The organism is Nonomuraea mangrovi, from assembly GCF_042681425.1.
GTDB lineage: Bacteria > Actinomycetota > Actinomycetes > Streptosporangiales > Streptosporangiaceae > Nonomuraea > Nonomuraea mangrovi.
Genome location: NZ_JBHUFV010000056.1, coordinates 21892 through 46736, shown reverse-complemented (window position 1 = coordinate 46736; position 24845 = coordinate 21892). Strand labels below are relative to the sequence as shown.

25 protein-coding genes are annotated in these 24845 nt (G+C 70.3%); 12 read left to right on the top strand and 13 right to left on the bottom strand.

The annotated features are described in order from the left end of the window. Window positions 1-4 precede the first annotated feature (4 nt). On the bottom strand, window positions 5-1060 hold the full coding sequence (locus tag ACFSKW_RS37885) for a substrate-binding domain-containing protein (protein ID WP_379578266.1): 1056 nt from the start codon (window positions 1058-1060) through the stop codon (window positions 5-7). 48 nt (window positions 1061-1108) lie between these two features. Here ACFSKW_RS37885 and ACFSKW_RS37880 point away from each other — a divergent pair, with 48 nt between their 5' ends. Then, on the top strand, window positions 1109-1555 hold the full coding sequence (locus ACFSKW_RS37880) for a MarR family winged helix-turn-helix transcriptional regulator (protein WP_379578264.1): 447 nt from the start codon (window positions 1109-1111) through the stop codon (window positions 1553-1555). Between the two features lie 39 nt (window positions 1556-1594). Next, a complete protein-coding gene (locus ACFSKW_RS37875; RefSeq protein WP_379578262.1) occupies window positions 1595-1966 on the top strand; it encodes a VOC family protein in 372 nt (123 codons plus the stop codon). 40 nt (window positions 1967-2006) lie between these two features. On the opposite strand, the gene ACFSKW_RS37870 is transcribed toward ACFSKW_RS37875, so the two are convergent. Together ACFSKW_RS37870 and ACFSKW_RS37865 are read right to left on the bottom strand one after the other, a co-directional pair. Then, window positions 2007-2486 carry a cupin domain-containing protein gene (locus ACFSKW_RS37870; RefSeq protein ID WP_379578260.1) on the bottom strand — a complete coding sequence of 160 codons (480 nt, stop codon included), beginning with the start codon at window positions 2484-2486 and terminating at the stop codon, window positions 2007-2009. A 58-nt stretch (window positions 2487-2544) separates the two neighbouring features. Beyond that, window positions 2545-3822, bottom strand: coding sequence for a Glu/Leu/Phe/Val family dehydrogenase (locus ACFSKW_RS37865; protein ID WP_379578258.1), 1278 nt, complete (start codon window positions 3820-3822; stop codon window positions 2545-2547). A 201-nt stretch (window positions 3823-4023) separates the two neighbouring features. Between ACFSKW_RS37865 and ACFSKW_RS37860 the strand changes: the two genes are divergently transcribed. From ACFSKW_RS37860 to ACFSKW_RS37845, 4 genes are all read left to right on the top strand, one after another. Then, a complete protein-coding gene (locus ACFSKW_RS37860; RefSeq protein ID WP_379578256.1) occupies window positions 4024-5532 on the top strand; it encodes an alkaline phosphatase D family protein in 1509 nt (502 codons plus the stop codon). Continuing rightward, entirely contained in the window at window positions 5522-6223 is a 702-nt protein-coding gene (locus ACFSKW_RS37855; RefSeq protein ID WP_379578254.1) for a class I SAM-dependent methyltransferase, read from the top strand. The genes ACFSKW_RS37860 and ACFSKW_RS37855 overlap by 11 nt, the downstream gene beginning before the upstream one ends. 66 nt (window positions 6224-6289) lie before the next feature. After that, window positions 6290-6865 (top strand): RNA polymerase sigma factor, encoded by a 576-nt coding sequence (locus ACFSKW_RS37850; protein WP_379578352.1) that lies wholly within the window; start codon window positions 6290-6292, stop codon window positions 6863-6865. Beyond that, a complete protein-coding gene (locus ACFSKW_RS37845) occupies window positions 6858-8087 on the top strand; it encodes a CU044_5270 family protein (protein ID WP_379578252.1) in 1230 nt (409 codons plus the stop codon). Before ACFSKW_RS37850 ends, ACFSKW_RS37845 begins: the two co-directional genes overlap by 8 nt. Before the next feature lie 49 nt (window positions 8088-8136). On the opposite strand, the gene rocD is transcribed toward ACFSKW_RS37845, so the two are convergent. From rocD to ACFSKW_RS37830, 3 genes are read right to left on the bottom strand one after another with little or no spacing between them, the layout of a single operon-like run. After that, the gene (rocD, locus tag ACFSKW_RS37840; RefSeq protein ID WP_379578250.1) at window positions 8137-9345 is read right to left on the bottom strand and encodes an ornithine--oxo-acid transaminase; all 1209 of its coding nucleotides are present in this window, start codon (window positions 9343-9345) and stop codon (window positions 8137-8139) included. 2 nt (window positions 9346-9347) lie between these two features. After that, window positions 9348-10145, bottom strand: coding sequence for a dimethylargininase (gene ddaH / locus ACFSKW_RS37835; protein ID WP_379578248.1), 798 nt, complete (start codon window positions 10143-10145; stop codon window positions 9348-9350). 51 nt (window positions 10146-10196) lie between these two features. Further along, a complete protein-coding gene (locus tag ACFSKW_RS37830; protein WP_358138444.1) occupies window positions 10197-10709 on the bottom strand; it encodes an Lrp/AsnC family transcriptional regulator in 513 nt (170 codons plus the stop codon). 144 nt (window positions 10710-10853) lie between these two features. Between ACFSKW_RS37830 and ACFSKW_RS37825 the strand changes: the two genes are divergently transcribed. Then, a complete protein-coding gene (locus tag ACFSKW_RS37825) occupies window positions 10854-12023 on the top strand; it encodes a hypothetical protein (RefSeq protein WP_379578245.1) in 1170 nt (389 codons plus the stop codon). Here the strand turns inward: ACFSKW_RS37825 and ACFSKW_RS37820 are convergent. Then, a complete protein-coding gene (locus ACFSKW_RS37820) occupies window positions 12007-13368 on the bottom strand; it encodes a glycoside hydrolase family 16 protein (RefSeq protein ID WP_379578243.1) in 1362 nt (453 codons plus the stop codon). The genes ACFSKW_RS37825 and ACFSKW_RS37820 overlap by 17 nt on opposite strands. A gap of 159 nt (window positions 13369-13527) precedes the next feature. Between ACFSKW_RS37820 and ACFSKW_RS37815 the strand changes: the two genes are divergently transcribed. After that, window positions 13528-14970 (top strand): glycoside hydrolase family 64 protein, encoded by a 1443-nt coding sequence (locus tag ACFSKW_RS37815; protein ID WP_379578241.1) that lies wholly within the window; start codon window positions 13528-13530, stop codon window positions 14968-14970. A 46-nt stretch (window positions 14971-15016) separates the two neighbouring features. Here ACFSKW_RS37815 and ACFSKW_RS37810 read toward each other — a convergent pair whose 3' ends face one another. Next, entirely contained in the window at window positions 15017-15730 is a 714-nt protein-coding gene (locus ACFSKW_RS37810) for a hypothetical protein (protein WP_379578239.1), read from the bottom strand. Further along, on the bottom strand, window positions 15727-16857 hold the full coding sequence (locus ACFSKW_RS37805) for a hypothetical protein (RefSeq protein ID WP_379578237.1): 1131 nt from the start codon (window positions 16855-16857) through the stop codon (window positions 15727-15729). Before ACFSKW_RS37805 ends, ACFSKW_RS37810 begins: the two co-directional genes overlap by 4 nt. 280 nt (window positions 16858-17137) lie before the next feature. On the opposite strand from ACFSKW_RS37805, the gene ACFSKW_RS37800 reads away from it, so the two are divergent. Then, window positions 17138-18418 (top strand): serine hydrolase domain-containing protein, encoded by a 1281-nt coding sequence (locus ACFSKW_RS37800; RefSeq protein WP_379578235.1) that lies wholly within the window; start codon window positions 17138-17140, stop codon window positions 18416-18418. Between the two features lie 154 nt (window positions 18419-18572). Then, window positions 18573-19238: a class I SAM-dependent methyltransferase gene (locus tag ACFSKW_RS37795; RefSeq protein WP_379578233.1), complete on the top strand. Its 666-nt coding sequence runs from the start codon at window positions 18573-18575 to the stop codon at window positions 19236-19238. Between the two features lie 201 nt (window positions 19239-19439). On the opposite strand, the gene ACFSKW_RS37790 is transcribed toward ACFSKW_RS37795, so the two are convergent. After that, window positions 19440-20144, bottom strand: a complete 705-nt coding sequence (locus ACFSKW_RS37790) for a DUF5941 domain-containing protein (RefSeq protein WP_379578231.1) — start codon at window positions 20142-20144, stop codon at window positions 19440-19442. Further along, window positions 20141-21652, bottom strand: coding sequence for a CDP-alcohol phosphatidyltransferase family protein (locus ACFSKW_RS37785; protein WP_379578229.1), 1512 nt, complete (start codon window positions 21650-21652; stop codon window positions 20141-20143). Before ACFSKW_RS37785 ends, ACFSKW_RS37790 begins: the two co-directional genes overlap by 4 nt. Before the next feature lie 118 nt (window positions 21653-21770). Here ACFSKW_RS37785 and recO point away from each other — a divergent pair, with 118 nt between their 5' ends. After that, complete coding sequence (gene recO, locus ACFSKW_RS37780; protein WP_379578227.1) at window positions 21771-22508, top strand: DNA repair protein RecO; 738 nt, start codon at window positions 21771-21773, stop codon at window positions 22506-22508. Continuing rightward, a complete protein-coding gene (locus ACFSKW_RS37775) occupies window positions 22505-23296 on the top strand; it encodes an isoprenyl transferase (RefSeq protein WP_379578225.1) in 792 nt (263 codons plus the stop codon). Before recO ends, ACFSKW_RS37775 begins: the two co-directional genes overlap by 4 nt. A 9-nt stretch (window positions 23297-23305) precedes the next feature. Here the strand turns inward: ACFSKW_RS37775 and ligD are convergent, their stop codons facing one another. After that, window positions 23306-24256, bottom strand: coding sequence for a non-homologous end-joining DNA ligase (ligD, locus tag ACFSKW_RS37770; protein WP_379578223.1), 951 nt, complete (start codon window positions 24254-24256; stop codon window positions 23306-23308). Window positions 24257-24263: 7 nt separating this feature from the next. Beyond that, entirely contained in the window at window positions 24264-24812 is a 549-nt protein-coding gene (locus ACFSKW_RS37765; RefSeq protein ID WP_379578221.1) for a CGNR zinc finger domain-containing protein, read from the bottom strand. Between the last annotated feature and the right edge of the window lie 33 nt (window positions 24813-24845).

The following is a 24845-nucleotide window of genomic DNA, read 5'->3' as shown; positions in this document are numbered from 1 at the left end:
GGTTTCATCGTGAAGAGACAATCTGGAAGTCCAGCCCCTCGGCCCTGGCCAGGTGCACCGGCTGGCGCACCTGCCTGCCGTACAGGGTGATCGGGCCGCGTCCACTGGTGATCGTGGTGCCGTCGGCGACCGCGTCCACGTCGGGCACGGCGAGCGTGCCGGCCCTGACGGCCAGCGCGGCGAGCATGGCGACGGCCTCGTAGCAGCCGTGGCCGTGGCCGTTGAGCATCGGCGCGTCGGGGCCGAACCGGCCGGCGTAGCGCTCGGCGAAGGCCAGGCCCGCGTCGGTGGTCAGCCCGTGGAAGTAGCCCATCGAGGCGTACAGCTCGCCGGTGGCGTCGCCGCCGACGCCGAGCAGGCCGTGCTCCTCCAGCGCGCCGCAGAGCCTGGCCGCGGTCAGGCCGCTCTCGGCGTAGGCGCGGTTGAACCGCACCAGGTCGCTGCCGATGAGGCTGAGCAGGATGGCGTCGGGCCTGAGTCTGGCGATCTCGTCGAGGGCCGCGGTCGCGCTGCCGTACGGGACCAGGCGCTCGCCCGCGACGGCGGGACCGAGCCTGAGGCGGGCGGCGGCGTGCACCAGGCGGGGCCACACGTAGTCGTTGCCCAGCAGGAACCACCTGCGCCTGCCGCGCAGGTAAGACAGCCCGGGACCGAGCTGCTGCGCGGGCGTCTCGCCGAGGAAGTAGATTCCAGGCGCGGCCCCGATCCCCTCGTACGGCGGGGCGTACACGAACGGCACCCGGGAGGCGACGGCCTTGGCGACGCTCATGCGGACATCGGAGGCGTGGGTGCCGACGACGGCCTCGATCGTCCCCGTGGCGACCAGTTCGCCCACCTCGCGCGCGACCTCCCGCGGCGGCCTGCCGCCGTCGATCAGCACGAGCTCGATCGGCCTGCCGTTCACCCCCGACCTGTTGACCTCCTCGGCGGCCAGCACCGCGCAGTTGATCGCGCAGGGGCCGACCAGGCCGAGCACCCCCGACACGGGGACCACGAGCCCGACCCTGAGGGCGCCGGTCTCGAAGAGCCGAGCTTCGAAGGGAGCGATGGTCCCTGCCACGCCGACGAGTATCCTCCCTGGTAGGTGGCGGGCGAAAGGGGCAGTCGGATGCTGACGACCGGGTTGGGTTCGTCCCTGGCCTACCTCCTCAGCCGAGCCGAACGCCTGGTCAACAGGGGGCTCGCGGCCTCGCTCGCCTCCGAGGACGTCACGGTGGAGCAGTGGCGCATCCTGCGCGCGCTCGCCGACGGTCTCGGCCACTCGATGGGCGACCTCGCGGCGGCCGTGCTGATGCCGCATCCGACGCTCACCAAGGCGGTCGACAGGCTCATCGACCGCTCGCTCGTCTACCGGGGGCCCTCGGCGGGCGACCGGCGCAGGGTGGCGGTGTTCCTGTCCGAGCGCGGACGGGACCTGCTGGCCAGGGTGGAGGGCAGCGTGGCCGAGCACCAGCGGCTCATCACCACGGCCTACGGCGACGACAGCACCGAGCAGCTGATGTCGCACCTGGAGGGCCTGGTGCGGGCGCTCGACGGCGCGGGCCCGCACCCCTGAGGCATTGCCACGAGCGGTGATCGGTGGTGCGGTGGAAGCATGGCTGTCGACCTGAACCACACGATCGTGCCGAGCAGCGACAAGCACGCCTCGGCCGAGTTCATCGCGGGCATCCTGGGCCTGAAGGTGGGCCCGCAGTGGGGTCCGTTCGTCCCCGTCGAGACCGCCAACGGCGTCACGCTCGACTACCTCGACTCCGCCGACTTCCGGACGATCCACTACTGCTTCATCGTCAGCGAGCCCGAGTTCGACGAGATCTTCGCGCGGATCAGGGAACGCGGCCTGGACTACTGGGCCGACCCCGCGCACAGGAAGGCGGGGGAGATCAACCACCTGTACGGCGGCCGCGGCGTCTACTTCGACGACCCCGACGGCCACAACATGGAGGTCATCACCGCCCCCTATGCGTGACCCGCCGGGGTCTGACGAAGACGAACGGACGGCAGGGTGCTCAGAGCCAGTAGTTGTCGTGGCGCAGGTAGAACTCGGCCTTCTCCTCGTCGCTCATGTTCGCCATGTCGAGCAGGCCCTCGAAGTAGCCCTCGCGCGGCGCGCCGGGCGAGAAGTGCAGCAGCATGGAGGCGGGTTCCCCGGACTCGTTGCGGAAGCCGTGCACACCGCCCGCGGGGACATGGACCCAGTCCCCGGGCTTGGTGTCGAGCCAGCGGTCACCGTTGTAGATCTTGATCGAGCCTTCGAGCACGAAGAAGGACTCGGTGATCGTCTTGTGGAAGTGCGGTCCGGGCCCCGAAGGCGTCGGGCCCATGTTCCAGCGATACAGACCGAACAGGCCACCGGTGGAGGCGCCGGTGGCCAGGTAGTCGACGGTGTTGCCGGTCGGGTAGACCAGGTCGGGCTCGGAGCCCGCAGGGCGGTGGACGGCGCTGTTCTCGCCCTTGTCGTCGAAATAGATCGGATCGGGATATGTCATAGGGGGATCCTACGAACCGGGGCGGCGCGGACCTTCACCCGCGCCACCCCGTCACACGTCAGGGGTAGAGACCCCGCATCTGGTGGGCCTCGGCGACCCTGCCCACGCCGATCACGTGGGCCGCCTGGCGCAGGGTGATCCCGCGCGCCGCCGCCACCGACTTGACCTCGGCGAAGGCGCCTTCCATGAGGTCGCGCAGCCTGACCTCGACCTCGTTGGCGCTCCACGAGTAGGCCTGCATGTTCTGCACCCACTCCAGGTACGACACGATCACCCCACCGGCGTTGGCCAGGATGTCGGGAACGATCGTGGTCCCGTGCGCGGCGAGGATCTCGTCCGCCTCGGGCGTGGTCGGCCCGTTGGCGCCCTCGACGATGAGCCGCGCCTTCACCCTCGGCGCGTTCTCCGCCGTGATCGCGCCTTCCAGCGCGGCGGGGACCAGGACGTCCACGTCCAGCTCCAGCAGCGCGGCGTGGTCCATCGCGTCGCCGTGGCGGTAGCCGGCGACGCCGCCGCTCTCCGCCACCCAGGCGCGCAGGTCGGCCACGTCGAAGCCGGAGGAGTTGTGGACCGCGCCGGTGACGTCGGAGATCGCGACGATCTTCGCGCCCGCGTCGGACAGGTACTGCGCGGCCAGTGCGCCCACCTTGCCGAAGCCCTGCACGGCCACGGTCACGCCCTCGGGCGAGCGGCCGAGCGCGGACAGGGTGGCGATCTGCACGCCCCTGGAGGTCGCTCCCGTACGGCCGAGCGACCCGCCCAGCGTCATCGGCTTGCCCGTGACGACACCCGGCACGGAGTAGCCGGCGTTGACGCTGTAGGTGTCCATGATCCAGGCCATGGTCTGCTCGTCGGTGCCGACGTCGGGCGCGGGGATGTCCTTCTCGGGCCCGATGAGCGGGAGGATCTCGTTGACGTAGCGGCGGGTCAGCCGCTCCAGTTCCCTGGTGGTGAGCACGGTCGGGTCGACGGAGACGCCGCCCTTGGCGCCGCCGTACGGGATGCCGACCAGCGCGCACTTCCACGTCATCCACATGGCCAGCGCGGTGACCTCGTGGATGTCGGTGGCCGGATGGAAACGGATACCGCCCTTGGCGGGGCCGCGCGAGACGTTGTGCTGGACTCGGAAGCCCTGCACGACGTCCATCGTGCCGTCCTCGCGGCGGACGGGGACCGAGACGGTCAGCGAGCGGCGCGGCGTGGCGAGCATCGTGTGCAGGCCGTCGTCGAGGCCGAGCTGTTCGGCCGCTTGGCCGAGTTGGTGGAGAGCGGAGTCGAGAGCTTGTCGCCCGGGAGTGATCAGGGCCGGCGTCCTTGACGGCACCATGACGGTCATGGAAGAACTTCCTCCTGTTATGTACGCCCAGAAGCGGGAAAGCGCCATTGCTTGTCCCATGGGCGGTTCTGTAGTGATCAGCGTAACCCGGAGCTGATCCTCATGCTCAAGAATCCAAGCCGGAGATCGACGTGAGGGGAACGTGACACTCTGGCAGTCTTGACACGAGTACCACGCCGAAACGTCACACCAAGGGGACGAATGCCTGAACTGGTCGTCGGTCCGATGCTTCGCTACGTCGACTCAACAAGGGCCTCCATCTGGATGGAGACCGACCAGCCCGGTGTCGTCACGGTGTGCGGGAGATGGGACACCCCTACCTTCAGCGTCCACGGCCACCATTACGCGATCGTCGACCTGGAGGGTTTCGAGGGGGAGTACACCGTCGAGGTGGACGGTGAGCCGGTGTGGCCTGTCGACCGGCCCAGCCGTATCAGGCTGATGCCGCCCCAGGGGCCTTCGCGGTTGATGTTCGGGTCGTGCCGTACCAGCGTGCCCCACGACCCCGCGCACACCGCGACGCACGGCGTGGACGTGCTGCACGCCTTCGCGGGCAGTGACCGGGAACTGCCCGACCTGCTGCTGATGATCGGCGACCAGGTCTACGCCGACAAGCCCTCGGCGCCGATGCTGGAGTTCATCGCCTCGCGCAGGAAGCCGGGCGAGGAGCCCGCCAAGGAGATCGCCGACTTCGAGGAGTACGCCGAGCTCTACCGCCAGGCCTGGACCGACCCCGACATCCGGTGGCTGCTGTCGACCGTGCCCACCGCCATGATCTTCGATGACCACGACCTGCGCGACGACTGGAACACCTCCAAGGACTGGCGGGCCAAGATGGCGCGCACCCCTTGGTGGCAGCGGAGGGTGGTGTCGGGACTCGGCGCCTACTGGATCTATCAGCACCTGGGCAACCTGTCGCCGGACGAGCGCGCCGACGACCCGCTGCTGGCCGCGCTCAAGCGCGGCGAGGGCGCCGGGGCGCTCGACAGCTTCGCCGCCGAGGCCGACGCCGACCCCAGCAGCAACAGGTGGAGCTACGCCCGCGACCTCGGACACTCCCGGCTGATCATCGTCGACACCAGGTGCGCCCGCCAGCTGACCCCCGGCGACCGCAGGATGCTCGACCCGGGCGAGTGGGAGTGGCTGGAGGGCCAGATCGAGCAGGCGAACGGCCGGCTGATCATCGGCTCGTCGATCCCCTTCCTGTTGCCCGAGGGCGTCCACTACGTGCAGAACTGGAACGAGGCCCTGTGCGACGGCAAGTGGGGCAAGATCGTCGCCTGGCTGTCGGAGCGGTTCAGGCAGGCCTTCGACCTGGAGCACTGGGGCGCCTTCCGCCGCTCGTTCGAGGACCTGGCGCGGCTGCTGGTCCGGCTGGGCAAGCCGGTGCTGATCCTCTCGGGCGACGTGCACTACTCCTACCTGGCGCAGGCGCCCGGGCCGATCTACCAGATCGTCTGCTCGCCCATCCGCAACCCGCTGAGCAAGGTGCTGCGGCTGGCCAACGTCTTCACCCAGTTCGGCATCGCGACGCTGATCGGCGGCGCGCTCGCCTCGCTCGCGCGCATCCCCCGCCCGCCGTTCCACTGGCGGGTGACCAAGGGTCCGCTGTTCCAGAACGCGCTGGCGTCGCTGGAGTTCGGCGACCGGGTGACCGTGGTGTGGCACGGCGAGTCGCTGGAGCCGCTAGAAACGGTGCATGACCTTTGACCAGTACGCCGCGGCCGTCCCCTTCTATGACCTTTGGCATGAGGATGGGCATGTGCCCGAGGTGCGGGAGAAGCTCCCCCCGCTCGTGAGGGGAGACGTGCTGGAGATCGGTGCGGGCACCGGCCTCATCACCGAGCTCATCGCCGCAGCGACCGAGGGCGAGATCTTCGCGCTGGAGCCTTCGCTCGGCATGCGCTCGGTGCTGCTGTCCAGGCTCGCGGGGCGCCCCGATCTCCTCGGCAGGGTGACCGTCCTGCCGTACGGCGCGCTCGACGTCGACCTCGACGAGCCGGTCGACATGGTGGTGATGATCGCCGTCCTCTACGCGATCGAGGACAGGGCGAAGCTGTGGGAGACCCTCGCCCGCCAGCTCGTGCCCGGCGGGCGCCTGGTGTTCAACTACACCGAGCGGCCCATGCCGACGCCCAGCGAGCCCGCCCGGATGGCCGCCTACCAGGTCGGCAGGCACACCTACGAGATCTGGGGCAGGACGCACGCCGTCGAGGGCGAGCGGGTCTCCGCGAGCTTCACGTACCGGATCAGGCACGGGGACGCCGTCATCAGCGAGGACGTCGTCGAGAGCGTCACCTACCGCCCCTCGGCGGCGACGCTGCGGGCCGAGCTGACCGCGGCCGGGTTCGCGCCCGACGAGGCGCCCGAGGGACTCCAGGCATGGAGGCTGGCAAAGTAGGTGGAACCGGACTGCGGGCTGCGGCCAAGTACTGGTTGACCGCAGAAAGGAATCCCTCCCGTGGTGATGGCGCAGGCGTTGGACGACGCGACGCTGGTCGGGCAGTCAGTGAGTGAACCTGAGCTGTTCGCCACCCTGTTCGACCGGCACGCCGACGAGATCTTCAGGTACGCCGCACGGCGCCTCGGCCCCGAACTGGCCGAGGACGCGGTGGGCGAGGTGTTTCTGGCCGCCTTCCGCGGCAGGGCGCGCTACGACCGCTCGCGTTCCGACGCCAGGCCATGGCTGTACGGCATCGCGACCAACGTCGTGGCGCAGCACCGCCGGGCCGAGCGCCGCCGTACCCAGGCCATGGCGCGCCTCGCGCCCGACCGTCCTGGGTCCTTCGACGAGCGCAGCGCCGACAGGGTCACCGCGGAGCAACTTCAGCCCAGGCTCGCCAAGGCGCTCACCCGCCTGTCGGCGGCCGAGCGGGACCTGTTGCTGCTGGTGGCGTGGGCGGATCTGACCTACGAGGATGTGGCGCTCGCACTCGACATCCCCGTAGGCACCGTTCGCTCGCGCCTGCACCGGCTCAGGACGAAGGTGCGCAGGGCCCTCGGCGGCACCGATCCCTTCCAGGAGGAGCCCGAGCATGGATGACGAGATCAGGATCTTCGCCGAGGGGCGGCCGGCCGTCCCCTCGTACCCGCAGGAGGCGCGGGAGGCCGCCCGCCGCCGCCTGGTGCAGGAGACGACGGCCAGGCGCGGCTTCCGGTTTCCCCGTCTCGGCTGGCAGGCGGCGGGAGCCTTCGGGCTGACCGTGGCGCTGGTCGGCGGGGTGGCGTTCGCCCTTTCCTCAGGCTCGCGGGACGGCACGGTGGCCCGCCCCGCGTCGCCGGTCACGGTGGGCATGGGCGAGGAGCTCGTGCCGAAGCCTGGGCAGTTCGTGCTGGTGGAGTCGGAGACGATGTACAGCGCCTACTCCATGGGCACGAAGGAGAGCCGCTACCTGTACCGGACCAAGCGGCAACTGTGGCGGTCGGCGGACGGCGGCGCCAACGGCCTGCTGTCGATCGAGGGGCTGGAGCCCAGGCAGTTCCCCGGCTGGCCGCTGCCGGAGGAGGCCAAGGACTGGCAGGGCAAGGACTGGATGCAGCTGGCCTCCTGCCCCGACCGGCTGGGCGCGTTCCGCAACGACTACGCCTTCCTGGCCACGCTGCCGACGGACGCGGACGGCATGCGCGCCTTCCTCGACAAGCGGGCCAAGGGCACCAACTCCGAGCCCTTCGTGGCGGTGGGCGACCTGATCAGGGAGACGTACCTGCCGCGGGCGCAGCGCGAGGCGCTGTTCACGGCCGCCAGGTCGCTGCCCGGTGTGGAGGTCGCCGAGGGCGTCGAGGACGGCGCGGGCCGCAAGGGGACCGCGCTCGGCCACAAGGGGAAGGACGGCATGCTGGACCAGCTCATCTTCGACCCCGCGACGTTCATGTTCATGGGCGAGCGCGGGACCGTCGTGGACGAGAAGACCGTCGGCGCTCCCGCCGGCTCGCTGCTCGCACTGACCACGGAGACCGCCGTCTCGGTCGTGGACGCGCTCCCGGCGGAAGCGGCGACCGCGGGGCATGACAGCAGCTGCGACGACACCGCCGAGGCGACGATGAAGCCCAGCGTGTCGCCGTCGCCGATTCCGACCGAAGAGACGACGGTGACCGTGACGCCCACACCCGGCGAGCCGGGCGCCGAACCGCCCACGGACACTCCCATCCGCTCGGCGAGCCCGACGTCGATCCCCGAGCGGCCGGCCGTTGAGAGCGAACCCACGGAGGAGCCCAGCGAAGAGCCCACGGTCGCGGTGACCGTGACAGTGACGCCCACCCGCTGATCCGGCGGTACGGCTCGCGCCGCGCGGGGCGCGAGCCGTACCCGGGGGACTACTTGAAGGAGGCGATCGCGTCGGCCAGCTGGTCGACCGCGTGGTGCAGGTCCTCCTCGGAGATCACGATCGGCGGGGCGAGCCTGATCGTGGAGCCGTGGGTGTCCTTGGCCAGCACGCCGCGCTCCATCAGCGCCTTGGACACCGCGCGACCCGTGGCGAGGGACGGGTCGATGTCGACGCCGGCCCACAGCCCGCGCCCGCGCACGGTCACCACCCCGTTGCCGACCATCTCGCCCAGGCGGGCGTGCAGCACCTCGCCGAGCCTGGCCGCCCTGGCCTGGAACTCGCCCGTGTTGAGGATCTCGATCACCGCGTTGGCCACCGCACAGGCCAGCGGGTTGCCGCCGAACGTCGAGCCGTGCTGGCCCGGCTGGATCACGCCGAGCACGTTCCGGTTCGCCGCGATGGCCGAGACGGGGACCACGCCGCCGCCCAGGGCCTTGCCCAGCACGTAGATGTCCGGCACGACGCCCTCGTGATCGCAGGCGAAGGTCTTGCCCGTACGGCCGAGCCCCGACTGGATCTCGTCCGCGATCATCAGGACGTTGTGCTCCGTGCACAGCTCGCGCACCTGGGTCAGGTACCCGTCCGGCGGCACCAGCACGCCCGCCTCGCCCTGGATCGGCTCGACCAGCACGGCCACCGTGTGGGCGTCGATCGCCTCGCGGATCGCCTCGACCGAGCCGTACTTGACGATCTTGAATCCGGGCGTGTACGGCCCGAAGTCCGCGTGCGCGTCGGGGTCGGTGGAGAAGCTGACGATCGTGGTGGTGCGGCCGTGGAAGTTGTCCTCCATCACGATGATGTTGGCCTGCTCCCGCGCCACGCCCTTGACCTGGTAGCCCCACTTGCGGGCGACCTTGATGGCGGTCTCGACCGCCTCCGCGCCGGTGTTCATCGGCAGGATCATGTCCTTGCCCGTCAGGTCGCCGAGTCCAGCGCAGAACGTGGCGAACTGGTCGTGGTAGAACGCCCTGCTGGTCAGCGTGAGGTTCTTGAGCTGCTCCTGGGCCGCCTCGATGATCTTCGGGTTGCCGTGGCCGAAGTTGAGGCTCGAGTATCCGGACAGGAAGTCCAGGTAACGCCTGCCCTCGACGTCGGTCACCCAGGCTCCGTGCGCCTCGTGGATCACGACGGGCAGCGGATGGTAGTTGTGCGCGCTGCGGTGCTCGCTGACCTCGATGATTTCTGCGCTGGTGGTCATAGTCAGTTCTCCCCCCTGATTTCCAGTGTGCAGCACTTGGGACCCCCGCCTGCCTTGCGGAGCTCGCCGAGCTCGACGGGGATGACCTCGTATCCGCGCCGCTTGAGATCGAGCTGGAGGTCGTGCGCCTCCGAATTGATCACGATGTTCCTGCCGTCGCTGACGGCGTTCAGGCCGAGCACCTCGGCGTCGTCGGCGCCCGCGATCACGGCGTCGGGGAACATCCTGCGCAGGACGCTCCGGCTCCCCTCGGAGAACGCTCCGGGGTAGTAGGCGATATTCCGCCCGTGCAGCGGGAACAGCGCCGTGTCGAGGTGGTAGAAGCGCGGGTCGACCAGCTGGAGCGAGACGACGGGGCGGCCGAGGAACTCCTGCGCCTCGTTGTGCGCCTCCCGCGAGGTGCGAAAGCCGGTGCCGGCCAGGATCACCTCGTCCATCGCGAGGAAGTCGCCCTCGCCCTCGTTGACGTGGACGGGCTCGTGGGTCGGGTAGCCGCGCTCGGAGAACCACCGCAGGTAGGCGGGGCCCTCCGCGGCCCGCTCGGGGAAGGCGAAACGCGCGCCGTAGACCCTGCCGCCCGCCACGAGGGCGCCGTTGGCGGCGAAGACCATGTCGGGCAGCCCCTCGATCGGGTCGATCAGGCTGACCTGGTGGCCCAGCTCCTCGTAGGCGGCCTTCAACCCCTCCCATTGCCTGACGGCCACCTCGCGGTCGGCGCCCGCATCGGGATCCATCCACGGATTGATCGCGTACTCCACCGCGAAGAAGTCAGGACGGCACATCAGGTAGTGCTTGGGCATGCTGCGGCTCCAACTCGTCAGAGGGGGACGTCAGCAGCCTAGGAACAGTGTTTACGCAGGCCAAGCGCCCGATATTGCGTGTTGGGGTGGGTCTGTTGCGTCTTGGGGCGCTGCGGCACCGATTCGTTGCGCCTCGTCCACCAGCCGGGACAGCACGATCGAGCTCTTGGTACGGACGACGAACGGTTCGGCCGCGATCCGCTCGATCACCCGCTCCACGTGGCGCACGTCGGTGGCCCTGATGTGCAGCAGCGCGTCCGCCTCGCCGGTGATCGTGCAGGCGGAGACCACCTCGGGATGCCGGGCGATGGCCAGGCCGATCGCGGCGGGCGAGGTCTTGCCCTGGCAGAACAGCTCGACGTAGGCCTCGGTGGTCCAGCCGAGCGCCTGAGGGGCGATGCGGGCGCTGAAGCCGGTGATCGCTCCGGCGTCCCGCAGCCGGTCGACGCGGCGCTTCACCGCCGACGCCGACAGACCGATGCGCTGTCCGATTTGTGCATATGTCGCTCGGGCATCGTCGACCAGCGCCCCGATGATGTCCCGATCCAACCGATCCAGTTCCACGACCCCTGTATACAGCCTGTCCTGTACGGCGAGCGGTTCGGCACCGCGCGAGGCGAGGCCGCGCCGTGACACCAGCGAACACGTCCGCCATGGGCGCGACATCAGCGTTTAGCATCGAAGGACGCGGACCGCGTAGGAGGCCTGATGCGCTTCAAGGACCAGCCTGCCGAGCAAGGAGAGGTCACGCGCATCGCGCCCGCCGTGGCCTACGACGGCGATCTCTACCACCTGCCCGACTGGGCCGCCCGCCGGGGGCAGGAACGCGAGCTCGGCAGGGCCCATGCCGAAGGGGGCCACCTCGACACCCTCACGCTGGAGACCGGCAGCGTCCCCCGCTTCCACGAGCTCGAGGACGAGCGGCTGGCCGAGCTGAGCAGGATCGAGGACGCCACCGAGCGCGAGGTCCAGCACGACAGGGCCGCGTTCGAGTCGCAGAAGATCAAGTTAGCCGAGTCGCAGCGCCGCTTCGCCGAGACCCGCCGTACCCTCGACGACACCCAGCAGCGCGTCACCGAGCTGGAGCAGCCGAGCAGGCGGCCGGGCGACGGCAGGCCGAGCTCGATCGCCCTGTCGGGCAGCCGCTGGCCCGCGATCCGCCGCTGGCTGCCCGCCGCCGTGCTGCTCCTGCTGCTGGTGATCGTCGAGGTGCCCATCCTGTACCAGGTCATCCTGGCGTGGGGCGACAGCGTGGAGATGACCGCGTTGATCGCCACCGGCGCCGCCCTGATCATGCTGGTGGCGCCCCACATGTACGGCAGGGCGTTACGCACCTGGCAGGAGAACGGCAGCCCCGCCCGCGGCAGGTGGCTGCTGGTCGCGGTCGCCCTGGTCTGGGCGGGGCTGATCGTCGCCGTGGCCGTGCTGCGCAGGGACGCCCTCGTCAGGCCGCTCGTCGTGGACGGCCAGGACATCGGCCCCACCTCCGAGGGCGTGAGCCAGGTGCCCACGATGATCCTGCTGCTCGCCCTGCTCGTGGCCACCGCACTGATCGCCGCCGACCTCGGCAGGCGCATGCACAACCCCAACGACAGGAGGCTGCGCGAGCTGCGTGCCAAGCGCGACCACGAGCAGCGCGCGTGCGCGCAGGCCCAGTCCGACTATCAGCGCGACGCCGGCTACGCCGAGAGCATCGGCCAGCACCTCCAGGCCGCCGACCGCCGCCGCGCCGGCAGGGTACGTCAGGTGGACAACGGCTTCGAGAGCCTGGCCACCGCCTACCTCGGCGGGGTGGTCGAGGGTCTGCGCGACCCGGAGGCGGCCAGCTGGGCCGAGCGCATCCTGGCCCGGCGCCGCGCGGCTAGGTCGCGAACGTGAACCAGTTGAGGTTGACGTAGTCCGCGGGCTGGCCGCTGCTGAAGGTCAGATAGACCGTGTGCGTGCCGGTCGTCGGCGCGATGTTGGCGGGGACGGTCCGCCAGCTCTGCCAGCCGCCGGTGCCGGCGATCGCGAAGTCGCCGATCGGCGCCGCCGTCGGGCTGTCCAGCCGTACCTGGACCAGGCCGCTCACCCCGCCCGCCGCGCCCGAGGCGACTCTGGCGACGAACTGCCGCGCGGGCGTGCCGCCGAAGTTCACGCCGTCGAAGCGCAGCCAGTCGCCGTTGGCGATGGCGCCGACGTTCTGGCCGCCGCCGGTGTCGGTCGTCGTCTCGACCATGGTGCCCGACTGGGCCTGGTAGCGCTCGGCCTGGATGGTCGAGCGGGCGTCGACGCCGCCCGGCGGGTCGGTCGGCGGGTCGGTGGGCTGGGTGCCGCCGCCGCTCTGCCAGACGGCCACGTAGTCGACGACCATCGGCCTGCCCGACACGGTCGCCGCGGTCGGCGTCGGCCCGGCGAGCGCGTTGGGGAAGGCTCCGCCCATGGCCACGTTGAGCAGCAGGAAGTAGCCGGCGTGGCCGGTCATGTTGTTCCACGTGCCCGCGTCGAACTGGGCCTGGCTGATGCTGTGGAACTGCTGCCCGTCGACGTACCAGCGCAGCTGGTTGGGCGAGACGCTGCGATCCCACTCGAAGCGGTAGGTGTGGAAGGCCGACTGGCAGGTCGAGCCGGGACACGCCCTGTTGGCGCCGAGCCCTGTGGTCTCGTTGCACGGGCCGCCGGGGTTGACGCCGCAGTGCAGTACGGCCCAGACCGCGTTGATCCCGTTGACGTTCTCCATGATGTCGAACTCGCCGATGCCCGGCCAGTTCCAGTAGTTCCCCCTGTACGGCGAGCCCAGCGCCCAGAAGGCGGGCCAGTAGCCGAGCGCCGCGTCGCCCGTCACGTTGGGCATCTGGATCCTGCCCTCGATGCGCAGGATGCGCCCGTCGGCGGGCTTGAAGTCGGCGCGGCGGGTCTCGATGCGCGCCGAGGTCCAGTTCTGCCCGCTGCCGATCGGAGTGATCCGCAGGTTGCCCGAGCCGTCGAGGCTGACGTTCGCGGGGTCGGCGGTGTAGTTCTGGATCTCGCCGGTGCCCCAGTTGCCCGGTCCTCCCGGGTAGGCGTGACCGGTGTCGACGATCCAGTTGCTCGACGACGGCAGAGATCCCGAAGTGCCGTTGAAGTCGTCGGCCCACACCAGGCTCCAGCCGGTGGGGGTCGGCGGCACGGCGGCGACGAGGGCTCCCGCGCCTAAGAGCGCGACCACGGTCGCGACCAGGCGTCTGAGGTATGTCGATGGCATGGCGGTTCTCCGAGCGGGGCGGGGGCGGATGTGGGAGAGCGCTCTCTGTGGTTGATGTGAACATGGCTTTTCCGTCATGTCAATGCCATATTGACAGCCGCGCACACGGGTGTGAATGCTGTGAGAGAGCGCTCTCGGGACGGTCCTGAGAGGAGAGCCATGCCGTTACGCCTGCTCGTATCGATCATCGCGTTCGTGGGCGCGCTTTCGGCCCCGTCGGCCGCCGACCACACCCAGGGAGTCACCCCCTCGGAGGCCGCCTCGGCCGTGATCTGGTTCAAGCCGACCACGCCCGCCTCGCTCGTCGACGTCCACTATCTGGTCAGCGGGGTTCCCCAGCAGAACGTCCGCATGACCGACCGGGGCGGCACCTGGGAGAAGACCGTCGGCGACCTGTCGTCGGGAACCCGCGTCGAGTACTGGTTCACCTACGAGAAGGGCGGCCCCCTCTACGAAACGCCGCGCTTCACCTACACGCACAACGGCTCCGGCGGCACAGGCCCCGGCACGTTCCCCGTCACCTTCACCAACAACACCGCCGGCAGATGGTCCGACAGCCAGATCCACATCATGATCCTCGGCATGCCGACCCCGGGGGAGTGGCACTACCTGAGGTCCGACGGCACTCTCGCCCACATCGATCAGTCCGAGGAGAACGCGCCAGGGCACCTGACCAAGAACGGCCGCAACTACGCCGACATGTCCTTCACTCTGGCCCAGGCGCCGACCGTCACCATCCCCAGCCGCATCGAGGGCGCCAGGATGTACGTCTCGCTCGGCTCGCCGATGTACATCCCCATCTCGCCCGACAACCGCGGCTGGGGCGGCCCCGACCTGGCCAACCCCTCCGACCCCAACCAGGACGTCCACTTCGACTGGTACGAGTTCACCTACGCGCACGACGCCATCCCGTTCGGCGGCAACACCACGCAGGTCGACATGTTCGGCTTCCCCATGACCGCCAGGCTCCAGCAGAGCGCCATCGGATACGACGAGACCGTCGGCATCACCCTCACCCGCGACCAGGTCCGCTCCCGCTACACCGCCGCGGTCGGCTCGCCGTTCCGCCCCCTCGTCAACGACCACCGGATCGTCGCACCGCGCTCCTCACCGCTGTTCCGCCAGTCCGAGTACCTCAAGCCCGTCATCGACCAGGTGTGGAACCACTACACCGCCAACCAGTTCACGCTCAACCGCCTCGGCGTCACCTTCACCGGCCGGGTCTCCGGCGGGCGCCTGCAATTCACCAGGAACGGGGCGGGGCCGTACTTCCTGAACAAGCCCACCACCAAGGACGTGGTGGAGTGCTCGGGGGCGCTGGCCTCCGCCGGGATGAGCACGGTCGAACTCGAGCTGGGCGCGGAGTTCTGCGCCGCGTTCAACAGGGGCGTCGCGATGAACCCCGCGGCCTGGTGGGGCACCGCCTCGGGCTATTACCCTGCGGGTGTCGCCAGGAACGACTACGCCGGCTTCTTCCACACCGTGGGGCTCCAGGGACGCGCCTACGGCTTCGCCTACGACGACATCAACGACCAGAGCAGCGTCAAGATCCTCCCCAACGCCAACCCGCCGACCCGCCTGACCATCGGCATCGGCTGGTGAACCCGACCTCCCCGGTACGGCGGCCTGCCACCGCCGTACCGGGGAGCTAGAGCAGATCCACCGAGACGGCTCCCGCCGACTCTAGCGCCTCCCTCCAGAAGCTCTCCAGCAGCGGGAAGCGGTCCGGATCCGAGCCCTTCTTGCGCAGGAACCCATGGACGGCCACCTCGTACCCGGTCAGATCCGGCAGCAGCCGCGCGTCCCTGAGCTCCTTGATCTTCTGCTTCCTCGCCGCATCGCCCAGATCCAGCTTGTTGACGTTCAGATCGCCCCTGTTGTTGATCAGGTCGCTGAACACGATGATCCGGTGCGTCACGTCAGGCTGCCGCCGGGCGCCCATCTGCTTCACGACGTAACGGAAGGACCCGAGCACATCCGACCCCTCACCCTCGGCCGGGCAGTCGAACAGCTCGGCCGCGCGAGGCAGCACCTGCGTCAGCCTGTGCTTGCGGATCCGCTCCTCCACGACCGGGTTGTCGTTCGGGTTCTCCCTCGCCGACGCCGCCACCGCGACCGGGTCCTCGCGGCACGTGCTGCTCTCCGACGAGCCCGTGACCGCGGCGAACCCGACCCAGTCACACCCGTCCACGAAGGCCGGCAACTTGGAGGTCACATCGGTACGGCTGGCCGCCGGGTCGGCGTAGCTGGTGGAGTCCACGATGACCCCGCAGACCGCCCTCGCCTCCGTCCCGCACCCCGCCACTCCGGCACCGACCAGCCCGACGGTCACCAGCCCCGCCACCCACCGCCCCCGCCTCATCGTTCTCCCCGCGCCTCGCCCACGCTGTTCGCATCCCCAGTCCGACCCGTCGAACCGTCGCGGGAGCCCCGCCCTTCCTCGTGTGCCCGCCCGTCCTCGTCCGGGCTCCTGTCCTCGTCCGGGCTCCCGCCCTCGTGCACGCTCCCGCCCTCCTGCGGTCGCTCGTCTTGCGAGCCGCCGTCCTCCCGCGATCCCTCGTCCCGCGGGACGTCGTCCTCATGCGGGCTCCCGTCCGCCCGCCGTCGCTCCTCTCGCGGGAGGTCGGCCGAAGTTCCCGCTGGAAGCTCCCGCCACCTCCGGCCGCGAGGAAGCTCGCCCACCCCCCTGACCTCGCTGTGCCAGATCTCGATCCGGTGCTCGACCTCCTCCAGGAGCCCCCCGATCTCCTCCCTGGAGGAGATCGCGGTGACCCCGTCCCCCACGGAGTCCATCGCCACGACCTCGCCCTTCCACAGCGACGGAATCTCCTCCCGCCGCGGATGCGCCCCCATCACCCCACGCCGGTAGGCCGCGATCACCTGCTGCGCCCACGCGTGGATCGCCTCCACCTCGTGGTTGCGTTCCACGAGCATGCCGTCCCACTCCCGCGCCAGCTGCTCGATCCGCGACCTCGCCCCGTGGATCCGATCGGACGCCTCCCGCAGCGCCTCGCGCCGCGCCCGCTCGGCCCGCCGCCGCCTGGCCTCGGCGATGGAGATGAACGGATCCTCCTCGCCGGGCCGGGCGCGGCCGGTCCCCGGATGGTCGCCATGAGGGTCGTGTCGGCCGCCCTCGGAACCTCGACCGGCCGCCCGCCCCGATTCCGCGGCCCCGCCGTTCGGTGTCACCCCGGGATGGAGATCCGCCCGCCCCGTCTCCCTGAACACCGTCTCCCGCGCCAGGCCGACCTCCCGTAAGAGGTCCGTACGGCGAGCCGCCACCCCTTGGTCGACCCGCGCGATCCGCTCCCGCGCCCGCGACCTGATCTCGAAGAGGAAGGCGGGCTGGCACTCAGCGTCGGTGAAGTGGCGTAACGGCTGCTCGCGGGCGTCTTTCACGCCCTGCTGGTGAGCCTCTTCCCGCTCGTGATCACGTTCGGAGAGCGGATCGCCCGACCCCCGCTTGAACAGGCGTGACAAGAACGCCATCCGCGTCTCCCGGCTCTGCCGGAACGGTCTCCGGCCCGAGTGTCCCTAGATCCCCACACTAATCGGTCATCCAGCGTCCATAGCGGGAAATCTTCTGGCTTGTCTGGCGACATCGAGACTCGTGCGGCTTCACCGGTGTCCGGTCGCGTCGAGAATCCCGGGCGCTCGTGCCGCCGGTGTCCATCCGCGTACATCGTGCATGGTTGCGCACGACCATCTCCGTGCGTACAGTGTTCGCATACGAGAACGACGTGTGCAACAAATTGGAAAAGGAAGAATCATGACGAAGTCCGCGAACTGGAGCATGCAGGGCACCTGGGACACGAAGGGTGCCTGGGAGACTCAGGGCCGCTGGGAGGAGAGGCGTGCCGCGGGTCTGTCACAGGCGGGGCTGCGCCGGATGCGCGACGTCCTCGCCGGCCACGTGGACTCCGGCGCGATCCCGGGACTGGTCGCGCTGGTCGGCCGCGGCGACGAGACGCACGTCGAGGCCATCGGCGCCATGCACACCGGCCACGACGCCCCGATGCGGCGCGACACCATCTTCCGGATGGCCTCGCTCAGCAAGCCCCTCACCGCCGCCGCGGTCATGATCCTCGTTGAGGAGTGCCGGCTCCGCCTGGACGACCCGGTCGACACCTGGCTGCCCGAGCTGGCCGACCGGCGGGTGCTGACCCGGATCGACGCCCCCCTCGACGACACGGTCCCCGCCCACCGGCCGATCACCGTGCGCGACCTGCTCACCTTCACCTTCGGCTTCGGCGCGGTCCTGGCCCCGCCGGACACCCACCCCATCCAGGTCGCCATGCGCGAACTCGGCCTGGACGGCAGCACCCCCGCCGCCGGGCCCGACGAATGGATCGCCCGGCTCGGCAGCCTGCCGCTCATGCACCAGCCGGGCTCGCTGTGGCAGTACCACACCGGCTCCGACGTCCTCAGCGTCCTGATCCCCAGGGTCGCGGGCCAGTCGTTCGAGACGTTCCTGCGCGAGCGGCTGCTCGACCCGCTCGGCATGACCGACACCGGCTTCCACGTCCCCGCCGACAAGATCCACCGCCTGCCCACCAGCTACGCGCACAACCCCGAGACCGGCGAGCTGACGGTGTGGGACGAAGCCGAAGGCGGCAAGTACAGCAGGCCCCCGGCCTTCGAAGCCGGCGGCGACGGGCTGGTCTCCACGGTCGACGACTACCACGCCTTCTACCGGATGCTGCTCAACAAGGGGGCCCACAGAGGGGGGCGCGTGCTGTCCAGGGCCTCGGTCGAGCTGATGACCATGGACCACCTCACTCCGGAGCAGAAGGTGGAGAAGGACGCGTTCGGCGACCACTTCGGCAGGCACGGCGGTTACGGCTTCGGCATGGCCGTCCGCACCCATCGCCGCGACCTGGCATCCGTGGGCCAGTTCGGCTGGGACGGCGGGCTGGGCACCACCGCGTACGCCGACCCGGCCGAGGGGCTCGTCGGCATCCTGCTCACCCAGGCGGCGATGGACTCCCTCGACACCCCGCGCCTGCACCGTGACTTCTGGACCACCGCCTACCAGACGCTCGACGACTGATCATCTTCTCCGCCCACCCACCACCTCCGCAGGAGGAGCCATGTCGAACGCCGAGCCCTGGGTGCGACAGGCACGGCGTGCCGTGGCCGGCGGCGTCGTCGCCCCGCAGGCCCTGGGGCGCGCCGCCTGGACGGGTGGACTACGATCCCCAGCCATGATCGGACCGGACTTCCTGCACACCACCCGCTCGGCCTACGACTCGATGGCCGTCCAGTACGCCGAGTTCGTCAGCGGCCAGCTCGAGCGCGACCCGCTGGACCGTTCGATGCTCGGCGTGTTCGCCGAACTCGTCCAGGACTCCGGCGCGGGACCGGTCGCCGATCTCGGCTGCGGCCCCGGGCACGTGACGGCCCACCTGCACGCTCTCGGGCTGACCGCCTTCGGCGTCGACGTGTCGCCGGAGATGATCGGGCTGGCCCGCCAGGCGTATCCGGACCTGCGGTTCGCGGAGGGTTCGATGTCCGCTCTCGACCTGCCCGACGGCACCCTGGGCGGCATCCTCGCCCGGTACTCGATCATCCACACCCCGCCGGAGCGGCTGCCGGAGGTGTTCGCCGAGTTCCACCGGGTGCTCACCCCCGGCGGACATCTGCTGCTCAGCTTCCAGGCCCACGACGTGCCCTCGGAACTGGCCGAGGCGTTCGACCACACCGTGTCACTCGCCTACCGGTGGTCACCCGACCGCGTCACCGACCTGCTGCGCGAGAGCGGGATCGTGGAGGTGGCCCGGCTGGTCATCGCCGCGGAGCAGGACGAACGGCGGGGCTTCCCCCAGGCCCACCTGCTGGCCCGCAAAGCGGCCGACACCACCCGTCCGTGACACCCGGCTCCCCGTCCCGAGGGCTTCCTCCGGAGCCGGGTCCCGGCCGACGGGCCTCACCCTGAAAGCTTCGACCGGAGACCGGAGACCGGAGGGCCTCACCCCGAAGCCCGCGGGCCTCACCCCGCAACCGAAGGTCATCGCACAAAAAGCTGACGGGGGAGCCGGAGCTCCCCCGTCAGCTTGTCGCGTAGGCGGCGGTCAGGCCTTCTCCGCCTCGCCGGTCGCCTGCTCCAGCGCCTCCTCGGGCGAAGCCTCCAAGTCCTGCTCGGCGTCCGCGCTCGCCTGCGCCGAGGCCTTGTCGAGCCGGACCCAGCTGGTCACGCTCTCCACCGCGAACAGCACGAGCAGGTACGCGGTCAGCACGTACAGGACGGGGGTGAGGACGCCCAGCGCCGCGCCCGCCGCGATGATCAGCAGGCGGACCTCCCAGCCGAGGCCGGCCATGAACACCCAGGTGGGCGGCCAGATGCTCTGCCTGGTGCGGTAGACGGTGTCGTAGGTGTGGTAGCCGACGACGTACAGCAGCACGAACAGCAGCCACTTGGGCGCGTCGAAGGTCAGGCCGATCAGGATGATCGCGATGAACTCGGTGCCGCGCAGCAGCGGCGGCACCAGCCAGTCGAGGCGGCCGAGGTGGTCGCGGGCTCCGGTGGGGAGCACGAGCACGATCATGACGCCGACGGCGATCAGCGGCGACAAGCCGGTGACGGCCACGGCGATGGTCGCGAGGAGCGCGATCAGCAGCGTCGGGACCGGGGGGAAGCCCTTGCCGAGGCGCGGGGCGAGGGTGTGGACCAGCGGGCCGTCGTCGCGGTAGGCGAGCAGCCTGGCGGTCTGGATGCGCCGCCGTTCCTCGTCGGGGTCGGGAGCGGCGGTGGTGCTGGCCTGCGGCTGAGTGATCATGCGAGTGACCTCATGACGCGTCCTGTGACGGTGTAGGCGGCGGCGACGCTTCCCCAGATCAGCAGGGTGATGAAGGTGACCCGGGCGTCGAAGAGGGCGGCGGTGATCGCGATGGCCGCGAACCGCTCGCCGATGGGGAACACGACCATCTTGCGCGCCCAGTAGACGAAGCGGAACCTGCCCGCCTTGGTCCACATCTTGAGCACGCCGCGGATGCCGGTGCTGCGCTCGACCTTGCGCCGCTCCAGCGCCTTGCGCAGGCCGCTGTCGTCGGGAGCGGTCAGCGGCGTGGTGGGCAGCGGGGACGGCGGCTTGCGCCGGTTGGCCGCGCCGAAGGAGAAGTCGAGCAGGTGCTTGACCGACTGCAGGGAGAGCGCGGCCAGCGCAAGGATCCAGATGTCCTCGCTGTGGCCGGCGACCACGTAGCCGACGGCCAGTCCGGCGAAGACGACGTACTCCTTGAACCGGTCGAACGTCGCGTCGAGCCACGCGCCGAGCACGCCGAACTTGCGGGCGTAGCGGGCGACCTGCCCGTCGACGCAGTCGAAGACGAACGCGAAGTAGATCAGCACGCCGCCGGCCACCATGCCGAGCCGCTGGCCGGTGGCGAAACAGGCCGCCGCGGCCACGCCGAGGAAGATGGAGATCAGGGTGACCTGGTTGGGCGTCAACCCGCGTCGCGCCGCCCAGCGGGCGATGAAACGGGAGTAGGTGCTGACGAAATAGGTGGTGAAGAAGCCGTCGGCGCCCTTGACCGCGTTGTTGAGCCTGGCGCGGTCCTCGTCCATGCCGTGCATCTCGGTGGCGGCCTCGTTGGCCTCCGCCTGGGTGGTGATGCGGCGGAAGAACAGGTCGCGGCGGCCGCGGATGCCGACGGAGACGCCCTTGCGGACCAGGCCGAAGACGATCAGCTGGACCAGGTCGTCCTCGGGGCTGAACAGGTGGGCCAGGTCGGCGAGCTCGCGGCAGGTCTCGGCCAGCACGGGCGCGTGGCGCGCGTTGAGGTGCAGCGGGCCGAGCAGGACGGCGTTGGGCCTGGTGACGGCGTGGTGGGCGGTGCCGACCGAGATGACGCGCGACTTGCCGACGCGGGTGCGGACCATCAGCCCTTCGAGACTGTTGCCGCCGATCTCGGGCTGGGCCTCCTCGATGGGGACGTCGTAGGCGATCCGCTCGCCGTTCTCGTCCTCCTCGCGCGGCTCCTTGGCCACGAGAGCGATGGCGCCGCGCTTGGCCTTGGTGATCTGGTAGATCAACTCGTCGTGGATGACCGAGTTGGTCGGCAGGAAGAGGATGTTCTCCTGCGCCGACTCGGCGACCTCGGCGAGGGCGCGCAGGGCGGTGGCGAGATCGGTGCGCTCGATCAGAGCCGGCTGCGGGTCGAGCGAGAGCGCCTGGTCGCGCAGTCGCTCGCCGACGGAGGGGGGGCCGGGTAGAGCGGCCAGCCTGAGGCCGGTCGGAGCGGTGTCAGGGCCGGGCGAAGAGCCCAGCAGGACCACGCGGGTCATGTCACCCTTTCGAGGCAGTTGCGGGGGGTCGAACAACAGGTAAACCAGGGGCAGGCGTCAAAGTCTAGTGAGACTTGGGCAAAGCCGGTCCACCCGAAGGTCACCCTAGACTGGAGCGGTGAGTCTCTACCGTGACGAGGGCGTCGTCCTGCGAACCCAGAAGCTGGGTGAGGCGGACAGGATCGTGACTCTCCTCACCAAGCGCACGGGCAAGGTGCGCGGCGTCGCCAAGGGCGTGCGCCGCACCACCTCCAGGTTCGGCGCGCGCCTGGAGCCTTTCACACATGTCGATCTTCAACTGCACGTGGGTCGCACACTGGACGTGATCACGCAGGCGGAGACCATTCACCCGTACGGCGAGGCGCTGGCCCACGACTACCCCCGCTACACGGCGGGCAGCGCGATGCTGGAGACCGCCGACCGCCTCACCCAGGGCGAGAAGGAGCCAGCGCTCAGGCAGTTCCTGCTGCTGGTGGGCGGGCTGCGCACGCTGGCCGACGGCAGCCACGAGCCCAGGCTGGTGCTCGACGCCTACTTCCTGCGCTCGCTCGCGGTCGCCGGTTACGCGCCCGCGCTGCAGGAGTGCGCCAGGTGCAGGGCCGAGACGGTGCGGGCGTTCGCCATTGTGGCGGGCGGCGCGGTGTGCGGGGCGTGTCGTCCCGCGGGCGCCGCCGTACCGGCCGGAGAAACCCTCGCCCTGATGACGGCGCTGCTGCGCGGCGACTGGGCCGCGGCGGACGTCTCCGAGACGCGCCACCGCGCGGAGTGCAGCGGGCTGGTCGCCGCCTACCTGCAGTGGCACCTCGAACACGGCATCCGCTCTCTCCGCCACGTAGAAAGGGAACCAGCACGGTGAACGTCCGTCCTCCCGCCCCGCACCCTTCGGGCGCGGTGCCGCCGCCCATCCCCAGGGACCTGGTGCCGAAGCACGTCGCGATCGTCATGGACGGCAACGGCCGGTGGGCCAAGCAGCGCGGCCTGCCGAGGACGGAGGGGCACAAGGCGGGCGAGGCGTCGCTGTTCGACGTCATCGAGGGCGCGCTGGAGCTGGGCATCCCGTACCTGAGCGCCTACGCCTTCTCCACGGAGAACTGGAAGCGGTCGCCCGACGAGGTCCGCTTCCTCATGGGCTTCAACCGTGACGTGATCCGCCGCCGCCGTGACGAGCTGAACGCGATGGGCGTGCGGGTGCGCTGGGCGGGCCGGCCGGGCCGGCTGTGGAAGAGCGTCATCTCCGAGCTGCAGGACGCCGAGGAGATGACCAGGAACAACCGCACGCTCACCCTGCAGTTCTGCGTCAACTACGGCGGGCAGGCCGAGATCGTCGACGCCGCGGTCAAGCTCGCGCACGACATCGCCGCGGGCCGGGTCAAGCCTGGCAAGGTGAACGAGAAGGTGTTCGCCCGCTACCTCGACGAGCCCGACATCCCCGAGGTCGACCTGTTCGTCCGCTCGTCCGGTGAGCAGCGCTTCTCCAACTTCCTGCTGTGGCAGTCGGCCTACGCCGAGATGGTCTTCCTCAACAGGCTCTGGCCCGACTTCGACCGCAGGGACCTGTGGGAGGCGTGCGAGATCTTCGCCAAGCGCGACAGGCGGTACGGCGGAGCGGTCCCCAACCAGGTGGCCGCGCCGCCGGCAGGCTGAGGCGAAGGCTCAGCCCCGGCGGGCTCGGGCCCTGCGCTTGCCCTCGTGCATGGCCTGCACCCTGGCGACGGGGATGGTGTGCCCTTCCTCGACGAGGTCGGCGGGCAGCCGCTGAGGCTCGGGCATGAGCTCGGCCCACGGGTCGCCGTCGCCTGCCAGCTCGGCGGCGGTGCGGATGGTGAAGTCGGCGGGCGTGACCCGATCGAGGTCCTCCCACGCCACGGGGAATGACACGGTCGCGCCGGGCCGGACGCGGGGGCTGTAGGCGGCCACGACCGTCGCCCCGCCCGCCCTGGTCGAGTCGAGGAACACCTTGCCCTCGCGGTCCTCCCTGATGAAGGCCGTGGTGGCGATGGCGGGGTCGAGACGCTCGGCCCGCGCGGCGAGGGCCCGGGTGGCGGCGGCGGCGTCCGCCATCGCCACGCCCTTCTCGAGCGGGACGAAGACGTGCAGCCCCTTCGCGCCGCTGGTCTTGACCGCCCCGGCCAGGCCGGCGTCGTCCAGCGCCCGGCGGATCAGCCCGGCGGCGCGCACCACGATGGGGAAGTCGTCGCCGGCCGGTGGGTCGAGGTCGAGCACGAGGTGGGTGGGGTGCTCCCAGTCGGCCGCCCGCACCAGCGTCGGGTGGTACTCCACCGCGCGCTGGTTGGCGAACCACAGCAGGGTCCTGCGGTCGTCGCACAGCGCGTAGGAGACCTCCCGCCGCGACGTCTCCGCCCACAGCGTGACCGTACGGATCCACGGCGGCGCGTAGGAGGGCACGTTCTTCTGCATGAACGGCGCCTGACCCGCACGGACCCTGACCACCGACAGGGGTCTCTCCCGCAGCACGGGCAGCATGCGGTCGTGCATGGCGTCGAGATAGTCGACCAGGTCCCGCTTCGTCACGCCCGCGTCGTCGAACAGCGGCTGGTCGAGATTGGTCAGCGAGACCTCGTCCCGGACCTCGTCGGTTGTCACCGGACCATCATGCCCGGCGCCGCGCCCGGTATGCGGCGACATGCATGCGGTTGCCGCACGTACGGCTGTCGCAGTAGACCCGCGATCTGTTGCGCGACTCGTCGACGAAGACGTGGTCGCAGTCGGGCGCCGAGCAGGTCCGCAGCCGCTCCCACTCGTCCTCGACCAGCAGGTGGGCGAGCGCGATCCCGCAGTCGGCGGCCAGGTGCTCGGCCAGCGAGGCGTCGGGCGCGAAGTAGTGCATGTGGATCGGGTGACCGTCGTGCTCGGTCAGGCGCGGCGTGATGCGGGTGTCGGCGAGCAGCGCGTTGACCAGCCGAAGCGCGCCGGCCTGGTCGGGCGCGGTGAAGACCCGGTGAAGGTCCTCGCGCAGCATCCTGACCTGCCCCAGGTCGCGTTGGGTGAGGGTCTGGATGCCACTGACCTGGCGCGCCCTGACGAACTCGGCGAGGTCGTCGAGGTCGCTGAGGCCTTCGTCGCCTCCGGTCGCCGGTGAGGTGTTCACCAGCTCGACGACGGTGGCGAGCGAATACACCATGTCATGGCCGAACGGCATGTCAGCTCCTGTCGTGGCCTACTCCAGCGTGGG